This window comes from Mycobacterium sp. SMC-2, from assembly GCF_025263485.1.
Taxonomy (GTDB): domain Bacteria; phylum Actinomycetota; class Actinomycetes; order Mycobacteriales; family Mycobacteriaceae; genus Mycobacterium.
In genome coordinates this window covers 2490587-2507424 of record NZ_CP079863.1, presented here as the reverse complement: position 1 = coordinate 2507424, position 16838 = coordinate 2490587, and the positions used below count along the sequence as shown (strand labels likewise).

Here is a 16838-nt window from a genome sequence, read left to right as displayed (position 1 = left end):
ATTCGAGTTTGCTGTGCACAGCACCGCGCCCGCCGCATTAATTCGGCTCCCCGCTTTTTGCCGTACCGTGGGCGATCGGGTCGCGATACCCCTACCCCCCATGGTCACCATGGGACGGTCAGCGGTGCCCTGACCAGTGGTTATGGATCACCGGATGGTGTGCTCACCAGGGGGTATGCAGGTGGGACTCCCAGATGCGTGGGGGAAATCCACGGTGTTGGTGCTGGTCAGAGCGTCAGGTTTCGGGGTGAACCTGTTTGCGCAGGTCGTACGATTTAGCTGCCCGTTGCTTGCGTGCTTCGATTGCGTCCAGCACCATTTGCTGGCGCCATTGAGGCCATGGTTGACGTGAGGCGTTGCACCGATTGCAAAGGGTCGCAGTGTTGAGCGGTTCTAGTCTGAGGTCTGGTCTTGCTTTGAGGCTTAGGACGTGCTCTGTTGTGAGGCAGTTGTCAGGTGATCCTGTATGTCCACAGCGCTCACATAATGGGCTTCTACGCCTCGTGTCGCGTGCCAGCTTCCGCCATCGGTACGAACTATAGAAGGGGTTCGGTTTGGGCCTGCGTGTCCGTTTGGGGCGGCAATTAGGGCAACGACTACCGGACTGTATCGACTCTTGGCAACCCAAGCATGTCTTGAGTAGGGGCACTATTCGGTGTCGAGGTCGCCTAAGCCTTCGAGCAGGGAAGCATCAATCATCTTCGACAAGTGATTGAACGCGATTCCATCGAGCACGAAATCCTTGGTCACATCATTGTGGTCAAGCGTCCGCAGCACGTACTTGCCATTGCCGGCGTAATGTGTGGCCGCAGCGACGAGGACATGCAGGTTTTCAGGTGGAATGTGTTCTTCGATGATCACTATGTAACGCCTTCTGATTGTCGAGCTGGTGCCGCAGTTGAATGGCTAGATCCTTGGTGAGGCAGATGCGGGTGTGGTGCACGTCGCTGGTGTCGAGGACGACATCGACCAGGCTGCCAGTGGGATGCCATTCGGTGCGCAGGGTGCACGGGTAGAGGGTGCTCACGCGATATCGGCCATCTCCGCAAACGGATCTTGTCTGGCTTTCCACTTCCGCAACGCCTCGGGGTTGTGCTTGAAACACTGCCCACGCCCGTACTCGGAACACTTGGGGCATTCCTTTGGAGCCGGTTTGACATCGGGGAAACACTCGCCGCACTTAGGTCCGTCAGACCCAAAAACCTCGCAGTCGTCGCTGTGCCGACCGCAACCACCGATGCACGTGTTCGGGTAGGGCGTTTTATCCCATCTTGCCCACGGATGGCCCGGAGGGTAAGAGAACTGGTCGACTTGTTCTACGGGCTTCGGATTGGGCGCGTGTTTGTTCGTCCGCACGGCTTGCGGAATGTGGGGTTTCTGGCCGCGCTCGACCGTGGCGCGGATTTGAATGCACGCCAGGTGTAGCCATTCGCCGTTTTTCTCCATACCGGCTAGCGGGTCGAATCTGTCTTTCCTGATCGGCCTATCGCAGTCGACACAGCAGTGCGGCGGCTCGGGCGACGGTTCGCGGAGATGGCCACTTTCGCCCTTCGTGCAGGCGAAGCACAGTCCGCGAAGTACACCGCTGGCGCCGCAACCGGGAGTGCGGCAGTCGGGAATGTTCCAGCCCACGTAGTTACCGAACTCATCTTGGCGATACTCCGGACGCGGCTCATCCTCGCTGCTGTGGGGACGAATCGGGTACTCGATTGGGGCCTCCTTGGAGGGCTTTGCCGCTCGGAGTTTCAGGCAGTTGAAGTGGATTGAGCCGTATTCTTTGTCAATGCCACCTTTGCGGGCGCGCTCATCGTCGCAAGTCACCGGCTCATTACAGTCAACGCAATACTTCACGTCATTGATCTTACCGGAATTTGCCGTTTCCTCTATTGGCTTTTCGGCAGGGATGGTGAGGTCGTAGACCGAGGCGAGTTTCCCTCCGCCGCGTTTACACTGAACTAGGAAACCGTCCGCCACAAGTTCTTTCACGATCTTGCGGGTTTGGCGTTCCTTCAAGCCGCACTTCTCGGCGACGGTCTTAATCGATGGCCGCGAGTTTGTGCTTGTTTTGTAATCCGAGTACCGCAGGAACACGTTTAGAACGTTCGCTTTGGAGCCGCGCAAACGGCCAGCGATAGCATCGCGGTACTCGTTGTGGTTCATGCGTCCTGGACCTCGCGCAACCGTTCAGCTACGACAGTTCTGATGAAATCCTGCGGGGTCTGCCTAGTCGTCCAGGCGTGGTCACGTAGTGACTTTTCGAGCGCGACCGGCAGTCGTAGGGACATCTGTACCGTGTTCATGTTCATTGCTCCAAAATTGCGAATGGGAGTAATTTCCCTCTCCCGATATTATTGTATCAGGGTTTTAGGAAATGGGTTTCAAAATTGATCTAGTCCAGATTTATCATGTTCCATGCTGCGCGAAGCGCTTTTCCTGGCTAAAGATTTTTTTAATAAGACCCTTAATAGGGTCTTTAATAAGGTAGGGTGCACTAGAGTGCATACTTAGCGGCAGAAAAGTGCATACATAGAGGCTCTAGAGTGCATACATAGACCGGAAGTGCATACTTAGGAGTGCAGACTTAGAGTGCATACGTGGGCGTTGCGGGCGAGATTATACGAACTTTTGCCGCTTCGTTTTGAGCCAATTTGTCCCGAATTGGGGAAGCGGCATTTCGCCGGATAATAATATGGGTGACGGCAACCGCAGATGACTACATGCGCGCGGTCAACGCCGAGGTCGAGGCCGCTCCCCCACTAACCCCCGAGCAGCGCGACCGGGTACGCGCGGTTATTCAGTCCGTCCGTGCCAGCGGAACGTCACCGACTCGGGCCTGAACGTCCGCACACCGCGTCCAGGGTGATGAAGTACCGGAACGGTGAGGGCGGCGATGATTTGCCGTCTATGGGCAACCGAGGCGTTCTCCCACTCGTTGTCGACGTCGGCTGAGGCCACGATTGACAGCGGCGACGATGACCCAGAAGCGGCGATACGGGATTCAAGATCCGCCAGACGGGACAGCACGCGCTCGTTGGCAGCTCGGAATTGCTCGCGGCTCATTACCCCATCGGCGTAATCCAGGGCGATGTCATCCTTGCGGCGACGTAACACGTCCGCTTCTGCCATTAGCGCGGCAACGTCGGTGTCGTCAGGCGACCACAACTTCTGAGCATCTGGCCTCTTGAGGACGCCAAGAACCACGTCTGACACGTACCGGTCTACCGGCTCGGCCAACCTGGCTACGTGCCTTTGCGTGCGGCAGCGATAGTTACGGATTCCGCGCTGATGACCGCCGCTCATGTTGACGAACTCGCCGCAGACCCCGCACACCGCAACACCCGTCAGCAGCCCTTTGGCGCCTGTGGGTGCTCGTCTCCTAGATGGATCACAGAGAACACGGACAGCGGCACGCCAAGTGTCCTCGGGCACGATGGCATCCCACTCTGCGCGGCCCTTAATGCCGTACTCGGGGTCCTTCCGGCTCTCGCTGCGGTCGTCTTGTGCCCGGTGCCGCCGCAGCCCAGCGTTGCGAGGGTTGGTTAGAACCTCTTTAACGGTATGCCGCTGCCACGGATTGCCCTGTCCCGATACGAATCCCGCCGCGTTCCATCTGCGGGCTATCTCGGCTAGTGACATGCCGGCCAACACGTCCGCGTAGCCCTGTCGGATCATCGCGGCCTCGGTGTCGCGGACGGTTATCCCGTCTGGCTCATATCCAAACGCCCGTCTGCCGCCGATCCATTTGCCCATCTGAGCGGCCTGTATCGCAGCGGATTTCTGCCTCGCGCCCTTGCGTTCAACCTCACCTTGCGCTACCGACGAGAGAATTCTCGCCACAAGTTTGCCGCCATCAGTCGAAGTGTCGACACCATCCGCAGCCGTAACTATCGCTGCCTTATGGGCCTCGCAACGCTCCAACACACTCTCTAACTCCGAGAGCTTTCTGAGTAGCCGATCCATGTGTCGGGACACGATTACGTCGAAGTCGCCAGCGTCAACCCGCTTCATCATCGCGGAAAACTGCGGCCGGGGTTTCCTGCTAGTGGCGCTTACATCGTTCTCAACAAATTCAGCGACGACCTTCCACCCGCGGGCCTCGATGAGCTTTTGGCAGTCCTCCCGTTGCCGATCTATACCAAGCCCCTCTCCCGAGCGATCTTGGCTTTGACGCAGATAGACAGCGGCCCGCACGGGAGTTATGCTAACACGGTGTCCACGCGACCCGCAGGGTACGGTCCAGGCCCCGGATGCTGAGCGCCCCACGGTACAGCGCCCTTTGCAGCGGTTCCATCGCGGCGTTGCCGGGGCGGAATTTTCGACGCAATAGCGCCCCGCTGACCTCGGCGTTGGTGCGGAATCCGTGCGGTGACCACCGCTCGGCCGCGGCAGCACGGGCCTGGGCCACCCGGTGCCGAACCTGTGCCGTCGATTCGGCTTTGGCGCCCGAAAACGCGCCCCCGCGCACCGCATGCATCTGCACCCGCAGGTCCACCCGGTCCAGCAGCGGCCCGGACAGCTTGCCCAGGTAGCGACGCTTGACCGCCGCCGCGCAGATGCAATCCCGCGGATCGGCGGGCGCGCAGGGGCACAGGTTGGCCGCTAACACCAGCTGGAACCGGGCCGGGTAACAGGCCACCCCGTCGCGCCGGGCGAGACGAATCTCCCCGTCCTCCAACGGAGTTCGCAGGGCCTCCAGCGCGCTGACGCTGATTTCCGCGCATTCGTCGAGGAAGAGCACCCCGCGGTGCGCGCGGCTGACCGCGCCCGGACGCGCCATGCCCGAGCCGCCGCCGACGAGCGCGGCCACGCTGGAGCTGTGATGCGGCGCGACGAACGGCGGCGTGGTGATCAGGGGCGTGTCCCCCGACAGCAGGCCGGCCACCGAATGGATCGCGGTGACCTCCAGCGACTCGCTCTCCGACAGCGGCGGCAGCAGCCCCGGGAGTCGTTGGGCGAGCATGGTTTTGCCGATGCCGGGCGGCCCGGTGAGCATGAGGTGATGGGACCCGGCGGCGGCCACCTCCACCGCGAAACGCGCCTGCGTCTGCCCGACCACATCGGCCAGATCCACCGACGGCTCCGGCGCGGTGGCCGTAGCAGTGATCCTGTCTTCCAGGGTGCCGGACCCGCTGAGCCACTTTCGCAACTGCCTCAGCGTGCGCACGCCCTAGACGTCGATGCCGTCGACAAGGCTGGCCTCGGCCAGGTTGTCCACCGGGACGACGACGGCCGGCCAGCCATCGCGTTTGGCGGCGAGCACGGCCGGTAGCACGCCGCGCACCGGGCGGACCCGGCCGTCCAGCGACAGCTCGCCCAGCAGCACCGTCTTCTCCAGCCGGTCCCACGGGTTCTTTCGCTGCGCCGACAGGACGGCCGCGGCCAGGGCGATGTCGTAGACCGAACCCATCTTCGGCAGCGTCGCCGGGGAGAGCGCGAGCGTCAGCCGCGCCTGCGGCCAGCTGTTGCCGCAATTGGCGACCGCCGCCCTGACCCGGTCGCGGGACTCCTGCAGGGCGGCGTCGGGTAAACCGACCAGATGCACGCCCGGCAGCCCGGAGCTGATGTCGGCTTCGATTTCGACGATTTGTCCGTCTACCCCGCGCACGGCGACCGAGAACGCACGACCCAGCGCCATCAGCCGATCCCTTGCAAATGAGTGATTTCGGGGGTGCGGCTGCGTCCGATCCGCACCCGGATCACGTCGATGCGCAGGGCCGCCCAGCGCGTGTCCTGGCCGGCCAGCCACAGCCCGGCCAGCCGGCGCAGCCGGCGCACCTTACGTTCGGTGACCGCGTACGCCAGCCCGCCGTAGCCGTCACCGGTGCGGGTCTTCACCTCGACGAACACCACCGTGCGCGTGGCGTCGTCGCAGGCGATGACGTCGAGCTCGCCGTAGCGGCAGCGCCAGTTGCGGTGCAGGATCCGCAATCCCATCCTGGTCAAGTGATCGACGGCGAGTGCCTCACCCATCGCCCCGAGTTGCACCCGGGTCATCGTCGTTTCGGTCCTCATGCCGGCCACTGTGCGGGATGGCCCCGACGGGGCGGGCCACAGCCACGCTTGCGACCCGTCCGCGACGACCGGTTATCCCCAGTGCCGCGTTCATGCACAACCGGCCGAGAACGGCTAGCTGATGCGATCGGCCCTGGTGTAGATGTTCATCGAGTCCTCCCGCAGGAACGCCACCAGGGTGATCCCCGACTCCTCGGCCAACGAGACCGCCAGCGACGACGGTGCGGACACGGCGGCCAGCACCGGAATCCCGGCCAGCACCGCTTTCTGCGTCAACTCGAAGGAGGCCCGCCCGCTGACCAGAAGCACCGAGCCGGCCAGCGGCACCCGCCGGCGCTCCAGCGCCCAGCCGATGACCTTGTCGACCGCGTTGTGCCTGCCGACGTCCTCTCGCACCGCCAACATCGTGCCGTCGCCCCCGAATAGCGCCGCGGCGTGCAGCCCGCCGGTGCTGTCGAAAACCTTTTGCGCGGAACGAAGTTGGGCGGGCATCGCCCCGAGCGCACTCGCCGCGACGGTCGAGGGATCCGCGCCGGGCGAAAAGCGGCCGGCCAGCCGCACCGCGTCCAGCGACGCCTTGCCGCACACCCCGCACGACGAGGTGGTGTAGAAGTTGCGGGTCACATCGAGGGTGGGTGCCGTGACGCCGGGGGCCAACGTCACGTCCAGGACGTTATAGGTGTTCGTGCCCTCGACGGCACCGCCGCAATACCGGATGGTCAGCACGTCGTCTCGGCCCGCGATGATTCCCTCGGTGAGCAGAAAGCCTTGCGCCAGTTCGAAATCCGCGCCCGGCGTGCGCATGGTCACGGTGAGCGCCGCGCCGTTCACCCGGATCTCCAGCGGCTCCTCGACGACAAGCGTCTCGGGCCGGCTGATCGCTTTCCCGGCGGTGAGATGCTTGACCCGCCGGCGCGCGGTTACGTGCCGCACTAGGCGATTTCACCGCCGGCGGGGATCGCGGCGCAACGCTGAGACCTCACGCAGTCAAACTACCTCGGCCTCACAGCGCCGAAGCCAGCGCGGTCAGGGTTTCAGCCGAGGAGTGGACCGGCCGCCAGCCGAGTTGCGTGCGCGCCTTGGTCGTGTCCATGACCATCGACGTGCGCGCGGTGTGCAGCCATTCCAGCATCGACGGGATGAGCGGCACGCGTGCAAGCGCCGCCGACGCGGCGGAGGCCGCAACGGCGGGAACCCGCACCGGGCGGCCGCCCAGCGCCCTGGCCACGTCCGCCACGGTGACGACGCCGTCACCGGCGATGTTGTACGCACCGGGCGGCGCCGGCGCGGTGGCGGCCAGCGCGATCGCGCTCGCGACGTCGTCGTGGTGCACCAACTGCAACGGAAACCCCGGATCCGGGACGACCGGCTTCAGCATCGGCACCGCCTTGACCACCGCGCGCATCGGGCCGGGCAGTTGGTTCCACGGCATCGCGTCGGCCAGGGCGGTGGCGTTGGGGCCGGCCACGATGCACGGCCGCAAGACGAACACCTCGATCGGCGAGTCCTTGGTGATCTCGGCGAGCAGCGCCTCACATGCGGCCTTCTGCGCGGAGTAGTAATGCTCGTCGGAGCCCCGCGCGGGCACGTCCTCGGTCAGCGGGTCGGGATTGTCGCGGTGATAGCCGTAGGCCGCCACCGACGACGTGTACACCAGGCGCCGTGCCCGCTCGCTGGCCACCGTCGCCTCGAACACGTTGCGGGTGCCCTGCAGGTTGATGCGGGCGCTCTCTTCGCGCGAACCCATGATGATGAACGCCAGGTGGATCACCACGTCGGCGTGTGCCACCAGCGCGTCGACGGCCTCGCGGTCCAGGATGTCGCCCTGCTGGTAGGTGGTCTTCTGCCAGCCGCGCGAAGACGGGTCGAACGGCCGGCGCGCCATCCCGACGATGGCGTCCACGGCGGGTTCGCGCTCCAGCGCGTTGACCGCCGACATGCCGATCTCGCCGGTTGGCCCTGTCACCGCGACGGAAATTCCCACTCCAAGCGTCTTGCCCACGGAGGCCCCGGCCGAAACCACGGGTGGGAAACGTAACGCGGGACGCCGCGCGGATCGCGGGTACTCGAATTGCCAGCGGGTGTTTCCGCTGGCCCGTGGACCGTCAGCCGGGGCGCGTGGATTTCGTCGCAATCACACCGAACAGCGTGTGACCCTCGCGCCGACGACCGATAATCTACGGCGATCGAACCTGGGAATGAGGGCACAACATGGGGGACGAATCGACGGCCGCCGGCCGGCCGGTGCTCGGCGGGGAGAAGGCCGACCCCGCGACGGTTTTCGCCGCGCTGGCCGAGATCATCTACCAGGGCTCGGACGTCGGCCAGATGTATGCGGCCATCTGCGTCGCCGCCACCCTGGTCGTCCGCGGGTGTGATCACGCCAGCCTGTTGGTGCGTGAAGGCGACCGCTACGTCACCGCGGGCGCGAGTGACCGGCTGGCGCAGCAGATCGACGAGCTGGAACGGCGTTCCGGCGATGGTCCCTGCATCGACGCGATCGAGGAGGAAACCCCGCAGATCGAGCCGGACCTGACGACGCCGTCGCTATGGCCCCGGCTGGCGAAGGTACTGGTGGCGGAGACACCCGTGCGCGGGGCGATGGGCTTTCGGCTGCTCGTGGACAAACGCAAAGGTGCCGCCCTCAACCTGTTCAGCGACGCCGCAGGCGTGTTCGACGCCGAGGCGGCCGGGCGCGCGGCGGTGCTGGCCGCGTTCGCCAGCGTGGCCATCAATGCGGTCGCCAAGGGTGAGGACGCCAGCAGCCTTCGACGGGGGTTGCTGAGCAACCGCGAGATCGGCAAGGCGGTCGGCATGTTGATGCTGCTCCACGACATGACCGAGGAGCAGGCGTTCGACCTGCTGCGGCGTCACTCGCAAGCGCTGAACATCAGGCTGGCCGACGTGGCGCGGGAGGTCATCAAGAAACGGGGCGAGCTACCGGCGGCGGAAGACGGGCAGAACGGCTAGCCCCGGCTATTCCGGCAGCCGCAGCTCGGGCTTCTCCACCTCTTCGATGTTGACGTCCTTGAACGTCACGACCCGCACCTGCTTGACGAACCGGGCCGGCCGGTACATGTCCCACACCCAGGCGTCAGAGAGTCTCAGTTCGAAGTACACCTCCCCCTCGGCGTTGCGTGGCACCATCTCGACGCTGTTGGCCAGGTAGAAGCGGCGCTCGGTTTCCACGACGTAGCTGAACTGCCCGACGATGTCCTTGTATTCGCGGTACAGCGAGAGCTCCATCTCGGTTTCGTACTTTTCGAGATCCTCGGCACTCATCTGTTCAGACGTCCTTCTCGGAGAAACACTTCCCCCGCGTTCCACCGGGGGAATCCTGGCCCCATCTTTCCTCACCGATATCTGCCGCGTGCGGGCGGAGGTCCGGTCTGCATTCGGCCATCACGCGGCCACCCGATGCTTGCGAGCCTATGACCACGCGCCGGACATTGATGAAGGAACGGCGGTGTTCGGGGCAGGGACCCAGCTGTGTCAGCGCCGCGCTGTGCGCCGGCGTGCTGTAGCCCTTGTGCTCGGCGAAACCGTAACCGGGGTGGTCGGCGTCCATGGCGACCATCAGCCGGTCCCGGCTGACCTTCGCCAGCACGCTGGCCGCGGCGATGCACGCCGCCGCCGCGTCGCCCCCGATCACCGGTAGCGACGGCACGGGCAGCCCGGGCACCCGGAATCCGTCGCTCAGCACGTAACCGGGGCGCAGGGACAGGCCCGCCACGGCGCGCCGCATGCCCTCGATGTTGGCGACGTGCACTCCGCGCCGGTCCACCTCGGCGGGCGGTATGTACACCACGTGGTAGGCCAGCGCGTAGCGACGGATCAGCGGGAACAACTTCTCTCGGGCGCTCTCGGTGAGCTTCTTCGAATCATCAAGCGCGGCAAGGCTTTCCAGGCGTCCCGCTCCGAGCACACAGGCCGCGACCACGAGTGGGCCCGCGCAGGCGCCGCGCCCGACCTCGTCCACGCCGGCCACCGGTCCCAACCCGTTGCGGTACAGCGCCGACTCCAGGGTGCGCAGTCCCGACGACTTGCGGATCACCGTCCGCGGCGGCCACGTCGTGGCCATGGCTACTGATGCTGCTGCGGGTTCACCGACGACACGCCGCCCCAGCGACCGGGCGGCCACACGATGAACCTCGCCTTGCCGATCACGTTGGACACCGGAACGGTCCCCGACGCCGGATCGCCCGTGCACAACACTCCCTTGAGCGCCTCGGCCGGGACGCTGGTGCAGTGGGCGCGGGAGTCCGCCGAGTGCGTCCGGTTGTCGCCCATCACCCACAGCCGCCCCTGCGGCACGGTGACCGGGCCGAACTCGCTGCCCAGGCATGGGTACACCGATGGGTCGGCCATCATGGTGGCCGGATCGAGGTAGGGCTCCTTGAGGGGCTTGCCGTTGACCGTCAACCCGGTGTCGGCCCGGCACTGCACCGTCTGCCCTCCGACCGCGATGACCCGCTTGACCAGGTCGTTCTCGTCGGGCGGCACGAAGCCGATGAAGGACAGCGCGTCTTGCGCCCAGTGCAGCAAGGTGTTGTTTGACCGGATCGATTTGTACCCCAGGTTCCATGAGGGCGGTCCCTTGAAGACGATGACGTCACCCGGGCGGGGTGCGTCGAAGCGGTAGGTGACCTTGTCGACCATGATCCGGTCACCGACGCAGCCGGAGCAGCCGTGCAGCGTCGGCTCCATCGATTCCGACGGGATCAGGTAGGGCCGCGCCACGAACGTCAGCATGACGTAATAGAGCCCCACGGCGATGACCGCCAGCAGCGCAAATTCCCGCAGCGTGGATCGCTTGGTGCGTTCCGGCCGGTCCGCGTCGGGCGCGTCCGCCGGTTCGGGGATGGGTTCGGCGGCCTTCGGCGCCTCGCCTTCGGGCGTGTCCGGGATGCGGGTGGAGACCTTCGGCTCTGACTGGGCGGACTGGGGCTCAGGTGAGTCCGTGGGATCGGTCACGAGATCAGAGTAGCCAGCGCAGATTGTGGCGCTGTAAACCGACCGGGACCGCCGCCCGGCCGTGCCGGCTCAGCGCTTTTCCTTGATCTTGGCCTTCTTGCCGCGGAGCTCGCGCAGGTAGTACAGCTTGGCGCGGCGGACATCGCCACGGGTCACCACCTCGATGTGGTCGATGTTCGGCGAATGCACCGGGAAGGTGCGCTCGACGCCGACGCCGTAGCTCTCCTTGCGCACGGTGAAGGTCTCGCGGATGCCGCCGCCCTGACGACGGATCACCACGCCCTTGAACACCTGGATGCGCTCCTTGGCACCCTCGATGACCTTGACATGCACGTTGATGGTGTCGCCCGGGCCGAAAACCGGGATGTCGTCGCGCAGCGACGCTTGGTCGACGAAGTCCAGGCGGTTCATCTTGAGAAGACACTTCCTTGCGGTCGCGGCCTGCGGCAACAGCCCTCACCTGGGTCGTGAGGCGGTCGCCAAGCCGATGGTTTGGGGCAACGTGCGCGTATCTCGCAGCAGGCGAGAAGCGGCCCGGCCGGCCTGCTACCGCTGGAGACAACTGGTCAATTGTGCCAGACAGGACGCTTGCCACGAAAATCACAGCCTCCGCGGCGGTTCACAGCGAGCCGAAGGCGCTGGTGAATGGTACATATGACTGAGGCGTCGGAGCCACGTCGGAGGAGAGGAATGCGCGTTCGGCCGCTGACTTTGCTCACCGCCACAGCGGCGGTGGCGTTGGTGGTGGCTGCCGGATGCGAGGGAAAGGTCCAGGCCAAGGCCTACAACTTCCCGGTGTACGTGACGCCCGACCGCGGCCTGCGACAGCCGGCCGAGCTGATGCGCGAGGCGGTCAAGCCACCTCAGCCGGAGCAGCTGACCAGCGCGGGGCCCGTCGGCCTGCAGGCGCGGGTGCAGCAGGCGACCGACGAGGCCGCCGCCCGTGGGGCCGCCCTGTCGGTGGCGATTCTCGACCGCAACACCCACCAGCTGGTCTCCACCGGCAACAGCCAGGTCATCGGTACCGCGTCGGTGGCCAAGCTTTTCATCGCCGACGACCTGCTGCTGCACGAATCACAGGGCAAGGCCGCGCTGAGCGCGGACGACCGCCAGGCGTTGGACATCATGTTGCAGTCGTCCGACGACGGCGCGGCCGAGATGTTCTGGGCGCAGGGCGGCGAGAACGCCATCATCAGCGCCGTCGCGGCCCGCTACGGGCTCGCGTCGACCACCCCGCCCAGCGACGGACGCTGGTGGAACACCATGAGCTCGATGACCGACCTGATCCGCTACTACGACATGCTGCTCGACGGGTCGGGAGGGCTGCCGGCCGACAAGGCGAAGGTCATCGTCGACGACCTGGCCCAGTCCACCCCGACGGGAATCGACGGCTACCCGCAGCGGTTCGGCATTCCGGACGGGCTGTACGCCGAACCGGTGGCGGTCAAGCAGGGCTGGATGTGCTGCATCGGCAGCGACTGGATGCACCTGTCGACGGGTGTGATCGGCGCCGACCACCACTACATCATGGTGGTGCAGTCCCTGCAGCCCTCCGACGACGCCACCGCCCGCGAGACGATCACCCGGGCGGTCAGGACGATCTTCCCCGAAGGCCGGATCGACCCACTGCGCCGCGGGCTCTAGTCCTGCGGGTCCAGCAGCTCCGGGCGGCGTTCGCGGGTGCGTTGCAGCGAAACCTCCCGGCGCCAGGCGGCGACGCGCGCGTGGTCGCCGGATAGCAAGACCTCGGGAACGTCGAGCCCACGCCAGCTGGGCGGCCGGGTGTAACTGGGCCCCTCGAGCAGCCGGTCCAGGGCCGGGGAGTGCGAATCGTCCCGGTGCGACGCCGGATTGCCGAGCACCCCCTCGAGCAGCCGCACGACGGCTTCGATCATCACCACCGCCGCCGACTCCCCACCCGGCAGCACATAGTCGCCGATCGAGACCTCTTCGACCCGCATCCGCCGGGCGGCATCCTCCATCACCCGCTGGTCGATCCCCTCGTAGCGACCGCAGGCGAACACCAGGTGCTCCTCGGCGCTCCAGCGCTGGGCGTCGGCCTGGGTGAACAACGCACCGGCCGGCGTGGGGACAACCAAAACCGTTTGCTCCGAACATATCTCGTCCAGCGCCTCGCCCCACACGGGCGCCTTCATCACCATCCCGGGGCCGCCGCCGTAGGGGGCGTCGTCGACTGAGCGATGCACGTCGTGCGTCCAGCGCCTCAGGTCGTGCACCCGCAGGTCGACCAGGCCCGACGCAATCGCCTTGCCCGGCAACGATTGTCGCAGCGGGTCCAGGAAGGCCGGGAAGATGGTGACGACGTCGATCCTCATGTCAGGTCCAGCAGGCCCTCGGGCGGATCGATCTGCACGACGCGGTCGTCGAGCGACACCGACGTGACGATCGCGCCGACGAATGGCACCAGCACTTCCCCGCCGTCGGCTCGGCGCACCGCCAGCAACTCGCCGCCGGCGGTGTGCAACACCTCGGCGACGACACCGACGTCCCGGCCCGCCACGGTCCGCACGTGCAGCCCTTCGAGCTGGTGGTCGTAGTAGGTGTCCGGCTCATCGATCGGGGGCAGGTCGTCGGAATCGACGACGAACACGGTGCCGCGCAGCGCGTCGGCGGAGTCGCGGTCCGTCACCCCGGCCAGTCGCACCAGCAGGCGCCCACCGTGTTCGCGCACGCCGTCGACGACGAAGTCGCGTTTCGTGCCGTCGCGGGATGACTTGCCGCGCAGGGTTTTTCCCGGCGCGAAGCGGGCGGCGGGGTCGTCGGTACGGATGTCGACCACGACCTCGCCGCCGATCCCGTGCGCTTTCGCGACGCGCCCGACGGTCAACTCCAACGGAGCTCCATCAGCGGCTACTGGTCGGTGTCCACCACGTCGACGCGGATACCGCGGCCACCGATACCGGCGACCAACGTGCGCAGGGCGGTCGCGGTGCGTCCACCGCGGCCGATCACCTTGCCCAGGTCGTCGGGGTGGACGTGCACCTCGACAGTTCGGCCGCGGCGGCTGGTCACCATGTCCACCCGGACATCGTCGGGGTTGTCGACAATCCCACGGACCAGATGCTCCACCGCGTCAACGACGACCGTACTCATCGCCGCGGTCAGCTTTCGGTGCTCGGCGCGGCCTGCTCGCCGCCCTCGGCCTCCGGAGCGGCGGCCTCAGCGGGCGCCTCTGCGGCGGCCTCCGGCTCGGCGGCCTCCGGCTCGGCGGCCTTCGCGGCCTTCTTGGCCGGCGACTTCTTCTTCGGCTTCGCGGCCTCGGTGGTCGGACCGCCCTCGGCCTCCGCGAGCGCGGCGTTGAACAGCTCGAGCTTGCTGGGCTTGGGCGGGGCGACCTTCAAGCGGCCCTCGGCGCCGGGCAGGCCCTTGAACTTCTGCCAGTCGCCGGTGATCTTTAGCAGCTTGAGGACGGGCTCGGTGGGCTGAGCTCCCACGGACAGCCAGTATTGGGCGCGCTCGGAGTTGATCTCGATCAGGCTCGGGTCTTCCTTCGGGTGGTAGCGCCCGATGACCTCGATGGAGCGGCCGTCGCGGCGCGTCCGGGCGTCGGCGACGGCGATGCGGTACTGGGGATTGCGGATCTTGCCAAGCCGGGTGAGCTTGATCTTCACAGCCATGGTTAAGCGGGTTCTCCTGTTTGTGTCACGCTGCAATTCAGCGATCGGGGCGGGATGCCCGGATCCGGTTTTGCCTCGCGTGTATGACCACGAAGCGATGCGTAATCGCTCGGTGGACAGCCGCCCATTGTGCCAGAACACCGCGCCGCGCCAGAAATCGCGGCCGGGCCGCCGAGATTGCCGCGGTCGTCGTGGTCGGGGCGCACGGCGCAACCCTGACGGCAATCTCGGCGACAGCGGCGGAAGCGGCGAAGGCTCGCCCTACATGACCTTCTGGAAGACCTTGGTTTCCACCCGGCGGGTCATCCGCCAGCCCTCAGGCGTGCGGACGAACTCGTCGTCGTACCAGAGCCCGCAGAACAGCACCTGGTCCTTGTCGCCGCCGAGCACCATCGGGTTGAAGCAGATCACCCGCGAGGATGCCTTGTCCCCGTCGATGCGCACCGAGAAGTTGCCCAGCATGTGCGCATACACCGGGAAGTTCGGCAGCACCTCCGACAGCCACTTCTTGACCTCGGGGTAGTGGCCCGCGATGCCGCCGAGGGCGGTGTAGTCGATGTACGCGTCTTCGGTGAACACCTTGTCGAGGTCGTCGAATCGGCGCTGGTCGATGGCGGTGGAGTAGTCCACCAGAAGCTGCTGGATCTCTAGGCGGTCGGAAATCTCGGCCAGGCTCAACATGCATCGGACAGTAGACGAAAATCGGCGCCGAGCAGGCCCGGAAGTTAGACTTTGCGCCCATGCGCAAGGTCATGGCCGCAGCCGCGGCCCTGCTCACGGTCGGTGCGTGCGCCGCCACCGCCCCCGATGCCCGGGCCGACAGCATGCAGCCGGTCGGCTCGATGCCGATCCCGGACGGCCCGGCCCAGACCTGGATCGTGGCCGACCTCGACAGCGGTCAGGTGCTGGCCGGCCGCGACCAGAACGTGGCCCACCCGCCGGCGAGCACCATCAAGGTGCTGTTGGCCCTGGTGACCCTGGACCAGGTGAGCCTGGACTCCACCGTCGTCGCCGATGTCGCCGACACCCAGGTGGAGTGCAACTGTGTCGGCGTCAAACCGGGCCGCACCTACACCGCGCGCCAGCTCCTCGACGGCCTGCTGCTGGTCTCGGGTAACGACGCCGCCAACACGCTGGCGCACATGCTGGGCGGTCCCGACGCCACCGTCGCCAAGATGAACGCCAAGGCCGCGTCGCTCGGCGCGACCAGCACCCACGCCGCGACGCCGTCCGGCCTGGACGGGCCCGGCGGGTCCGGGTCCTCGACGGCGCACGACCTGGCCGTCATCTTCCGCGCCGCGATGGCCAATCCGGTGTTCGCCCAGATCACCGCCGAGCCATCGGCGATGTTCCCCGGCGATCGCGGGGATCAACCGATCACCAACCAGGACGAGCTGTTGCAGCGCTACCCGGGCGCGATCGGCGGGAAGACCGGGTTCACCGACGCCGCCCGCAAGACCTTCGTCGGCGCGGCGGCCCGGGGCGGCCGGCGGCTGGTCATCGCCATGATGTACGGCCTGGTGAAGCCCGGCGGGCCCAGCTATTGGGACCAGGCGGCGGCGTTGTTCGACTGGGGTTTCGCGCTCAACCCGCAGTCCGGCATCGGCTCGCTATAGGCCCGCGTCCGGCGCCGCCGCGGACAGCAGCGTCATCAGCATCGGAATCCGCTGCTCGGCGATCTGGGGTTGCGGCAGCACCCCCTCCACCACCGCGGCACCGTCGAACACGTTGGTCAGCAGCGCCACCAGAACCGGGAAAGTCTCCTCGGGGAAGCTCTCGGCGCCGGGCAGCGCGCGGGCGGCCTCGTGGATCTTCGTGGAGTACTGCCGCAGCTCGTGTTGCAAAGTGGCCCTGAGCTTTTCGTCGGTGCGCGCGGCGACCAGCAGTTCGTATAGCACGGCGTTGCTCGGCGCGGCGGTGAGGTCGCGAAGTATCGCCAGGGCGGCTTGCAGCGCCGGCCGATCCGGCGGTATCTCGGCGACCCGCTTGGTGAACGTCTCGAGCTGACGACGCAGCACCTCGGACGCCGTGGCCGCCATGAAATCGCCCATCGTCTCGAAGTGCCGGAACAAGGCCCCCACGGACACCCCCGCGCGCTTGGTGATCACGGCGGCCGACGCCCGGGCGTATCCGACCTCGATGATGGTGTCGATGCAGGCGTCCAGAAGCCGGCCCACGGTCTCTTCCCGACGCTGCTGCTGGGTTCTGGCCACA

21 protein-coding genes and 1 pseudogene are annotated in these 16838 nt (G+C 66.4%); 3 read left to right on the top strand and 19 right to left on the bottom strand.

Annotated features, from left to right (window positions below; translation table 11 throughout):
* Positions 1–235: 235 nt before the first annotated feature.
* From KXD96_RS28765 to KXD96_RS11830, 9 genes and pseudogenes are all read right to left on the bottom strand, one after another.
* Positions 236–649 (bottom strand): HNH endonuclease, encoded by a 414-nt coding sequence (locus KXD96_RS28765; protein WP_396878491.1) that lies wholly within the window; start codon positions 647–649, stop codon positions 236–238.
* The gene (locus KXD96_RS11865) at positions 649–861 is read right to left on the bottom strand and encodes a hypothetical protein (RefSeq protein WP_260744735.1); all 213 of its coding nucleotides are present in this window, start codon (positions 859–861) and stop codon (positions 649–651) included. The genes KXD96_RS28765 and KXD96_RS11865 overlap by 1 nt, the downstream gene beginning before the upstream one ends.
* Positions 833–1027, bottom strand: coding sequence for a hypothetical protein (locus tag KXD96_RS11860; protein ID WP_260744734.1), 195 nt, complete (start codon positions 1025–1027; stop codon positions 833–835). The genes KXD96_RS11865 and KXD96_RS11860 overlap by 29 nt, the downstream gene beginning before the upstream one ends.
* Entirely contained in the window at positions 1024–2160 is a 1137-nt protein-coding gene (locus tag KXD96_RS11855; RefSeq protein ID WP_260744733.1) for a helix-turn-helix domain-containing protein, read from the bottom strand. The genes KXD96_RS11860 and KXD96_RS11855 overlap by 4 nt, the downstream gene beginning before the upstream one ends.
* A gap of 630 nt (positions 2161–2790) precedes the next feature.
* The gene (locus KXD96_RS11850; protein WP_260744732.1) at positions 2791–4191 is read right to left on the bottom strand and encodes a recombinase family protein; all 1401 of its coding nucleotides are present in this window, start codon (positions 4189–4191) and stop codon (positions 2791–2793) included.
* A 19-nt stretch (positions 4192–4210) separates the two neighbouring features.
* Positions 4211–5635, bottom strand: a pseudogene (locus KXD96_RS11845) (YifB family Mg chelatase-like AAA ATPase); the annotation flags it as partial.
* Positions 5635–6012 (bottom strand): YraN family protein, encoded by a 378-nt coding sequence (locus KXD96_RS11840; RefSeq protein WP_260744731.1) that lies wholly within the window; start codon positions 6010–6012, stop codon positions 5635–5637. The gene KXD96_RS11840 and the pseudogene KXD96_RS11845, both read right to left, overlap by 1 nt.
* Positions 6013–6126: 114 nt before the next feature.
* Positions 6127–6945 (bottom strand): formate dehydrogenase accessory sulfurtransferase FdhD, encoded by an 819-nt coding sequence (gene fdhD / locus KXD96_RS11835; RefSeq protein WP_260744730.1) that lies wholly within the window; start codon positions 6943–6945, stop codon positions 6127–6129.
* A 70-nt stretch (positions 6946–7015) separates the two neighbouring features.
* A complete protein-coding gene (locus tag KXD96_RS11830) occupies positions 7016–7996 on the bottom strand; it encodes an NAD-dependent epimerase/dehydratase family protein (RefSeq protein ID WP_260745338.1) in 981 nt (326 codons plus the stop codon).
* Between the two features lie 227 nt (positions 7997–8223).
* Between KXD96_RS11830 and KXD96_RS11825 the strand changes: the two genes are divergently transcribed.
* Complete coding sequence (locus KXD96_RS11825; RefSeq protein WP_260744729.1) at positions 8224–8982, top strand: ANTAR domain-containing protein; 759 nt, start codon at positions 8224–8226, stop codon at positions 8980–8982.
* Positions 8983–8988: 6 nt separating this feature from the next.
* Here the strand turns inward: KXD96_RS11825 and KXD96_RS11820 are convergent, their stop codons facing one another.
* The 4 genes from KXD96_RS11820 to rplS all read right to left on the bottom strand — a co-directional run bounded on the left by KXD96_RS11820 (position 8989) and on the right by rplS (position 11397).
* The gene (locus tag KXD96_RS11820) at positions 8989–9294 is read right to left on the bottom strand and encodes a DUF2469 domain-containing protein (RefSeq protein WP_085196486.1); all 306 of its coding nucleotides are present in this window, start codon (positions 9292–9294) and stop codon (positions 8989–8991) included.
* Positions 9295–9298: 4 nt separating this feature from the next.
* Positions 9299–10093 carry a ribonuclease HII gene (locus KXD96_RS11815; protein ID WP_260744728.1) on the bottom strand — a complete coding sequence of 265 codons (795 nt, stop codon included), beginning with the start codon at positions 10091–10093 and terminating at the stop codon, positions 9299–9301.
* A gap of 2 nt (positions 10094–10095) precedes the next feature.
* Positions 10096–10986, bottom strand: a complete 891-nt coding sequence (lepB, locus tag KXD96_RS11810) for a signal peptidase I (RefSeq protein WP_260744727.1) — start codon at positions 10984–10986, stop codon at positions 10096–10098.
* 69 nt (positions 10987–11055) lie between these two features.
* Positions 11056–11397 (bottom strand): 50S ribosomal protein L19, encoded by a 342-nt coding sequence (rplS, locus tag KXD96_RS11805; RefSeq protein ID WP_007775353.1) that lies wholly within the window; start codon positions 11395–11397, stop codon positions 11056–11058.
* A gap of 279 nt (positions 11398–11676) precedes the next feature.
* Here rplS and KXD96_RS11800 point away from each other — a divergent pair, with 279 nt between their 5' ends.
* The gene (locus KXD96_RS11800) at positions 11677–12630 is read left to right on the top strand and encodes a hypothetical protein (protein WP_260744726.1); all 954 of its coding nucleotides are present in this window, start codon (positions 11677–11679) and stop codon (positions 12628–12630) included.
* Here KXD96_RS11800 and trmD read toward each other — a convergent pair.
* From trmD to KXD96_RS11775, 5 genes are all read right to left on the bottom strand, one after another.
* Positions 12627–13322, bottom strand: a complete 696-nt coding sequence (trmD, locus tag KXD96_RS11795) for a tRNA (guanosine(37)-N1)-methyltransferase TrmD (protein WP_260744725.1) — start codon at positions 13320–13322, stop codon at positions 12627–12629. The two genes, KXD96_RS11800 and trmD, sit on opposite strands and share 4 nt — an antisense overlap.
* On the bottom strand, positions 13319–13840 hold the full coding sequence (rimM, locus tag KXD96_RS11790; protein ID WP_260744724.1) for a ribosome maturation factor RimM: 522 nt from the start codon (positions 13838–13840) through the stop codon (positions 13319–13321). The genes trmD and rimM overlap by 4 nt, the downstream gene beginning before the upstream one ends.
* Before the next feature lie 17 nt (positions 13841–13857).
* The gene (locus tag KXD96_RS11785; RefSeq protein ID WP_003878715.1) at positions 13858–14100 is read right to left on the bottom strand and encodes an RNA-binding protein; all 243 of its coding nucleotides are present in this window, start codon (positions 14098–14100) and stop codon (positions 13858–13860) included.
* A gap of 8 nt (positions 14101–14108) precedes the next feature.
* Positions 14109–14624 carry a 30S ribosomal protein S16 gene (gene rpsP / locus KXD96_RS11780; RefSeq protein ID WP_260744717.1) on the bottom strand — a complete coding sequence of 172 codons (516 nt, stop codon included), beginning with the start codon at positions 14622–14624 and terminating at the stop codon, positions 14109–14111.
* Positions 14625–14885: 261 nt separating this feature from the next.
* On the bottom strand, positions 14886–15305 hold the full coding sequence (locus KXD96_RS11775; RefSeq protein WP_260744716.1) for a nuclear transport factor 2 family protein: 420 nt from the start codon (positions 15303–15305) through the stop codon (positions 14886–14888).
* 59 nt (positions 15306–15364) lie between these two features.
* Here KXD96_RS11775 and KXD96_RS11770 point away from each other — a divergent pair, with 59 nt between their 5' ends.
* Positions 15365–16240 (top strand): D-alanyl-D-alanine carboxypeptidase family protein, encoded by an 876-nt coding sequence (locus tag KXD96_RS11770; RefSeq protein WP_260744715.1) that lies wholly within the window; start codon positions 15365–15367, stop codon positions 16238–16240.
* Here KXD96_RS11770 and KXD96_RS11765 read toward each other — a convergent pair.
* A complete protein-coding gene (locus KXD96_RS11765) occupies positions 16235–16837 on the bottom strand; it encodes a TetR/AcrR family transcriptional regulator (protein WP_260744714.1) in 603 nt (200 codons plus the stop codon). The genes KXD96_RS11770 and KXD96_RS11765 overlap by 6 nt on opposite strands.
* Position 16838: the final 1 nt, after the last annotated feature.

Coding starts and splice junctions, on each gene's coding strand:
- trmD (WP_260744725.1), bottom strand. CDS start 13,322: ATGAGGATCGACGTCGTCACCATCTTCCCGGCCTTCCTGGACCCGCTG.
- KXD96_RS11815 (WP_260744728.1), bottom strand. CDS start 10,093: ATGGCCACGACGTGGCCGCCGCGGACGGTGATCCGCAAGTCGTCGGGA.
- KXD96_RS11775 (WP_260744716.1), bottom strand. CDS start 15,305: ATGTTGAGCCTGGCCGAGATTTCCGACCGCCTAGAGATCCAGCAGCTT.
- KXD96_RS11820 (WP_085196486.1), bottom strand. CDS start 9,294: ATGAGTGCCGAGGATCTCGAAAAGTACGAAACCGAGATGGAGCTCTCG.
- KXD96_RS11785 (WP_003878715.1), bottom strand. CDS start 14,100: ATGAGTACGGTCGTCGTTGACGCGGTGGAGCATCTGGTCCGTGGGATT.
- KXD96_RS11855 (WP_260744733.1), bottom strand. CDS start 2,160: ATGAACCACAACGAGTACCGCGATGCTATCGCTGGCCGTTTGCGCGGC.
- rplS (WP_007775353.1), bottom strand. CDS start 11,397: ATGAACCGCCTGGACTTCGTCGACCAAGCGTCGCTGCGCGACGACATC.
- KXD96_RS11825 (WP_260744729.1), top strand. CDS start 8,224: ATGGGGGACGAATCGACGGCCGCCGGCCGGCCGGTGCTCGGCGGGGAG.
- KXD96_RS11770 (WP_260744715.1), top strand. CDS start 15,365: ATGCGCAAGGTCATGGCCGCAGCCGCGGCCCTGCTCACGGTCGGTGCG.
- KXD96_RS11840 (WP_260744731.1), bottom strand. CDS start 6,012: ATGAGGACCGAAACGACGATGACCCGGGTGCAACTCGGGGCGATGGGT.
- rpsP (WP_260744717.1), bottom strand. CDS start 14,624: ATGGCTGTGAAGATCAAGCTCACCCGGCTTGGCAAGATCCGCAATCCC.
- KXD96_RS11800 (WP_260744726.1), top strand. CDS start 11,677: ATGCGCGTTCGGCCGCTGACTTTGCTCACCGCCACAGCGGCGGTGGCG.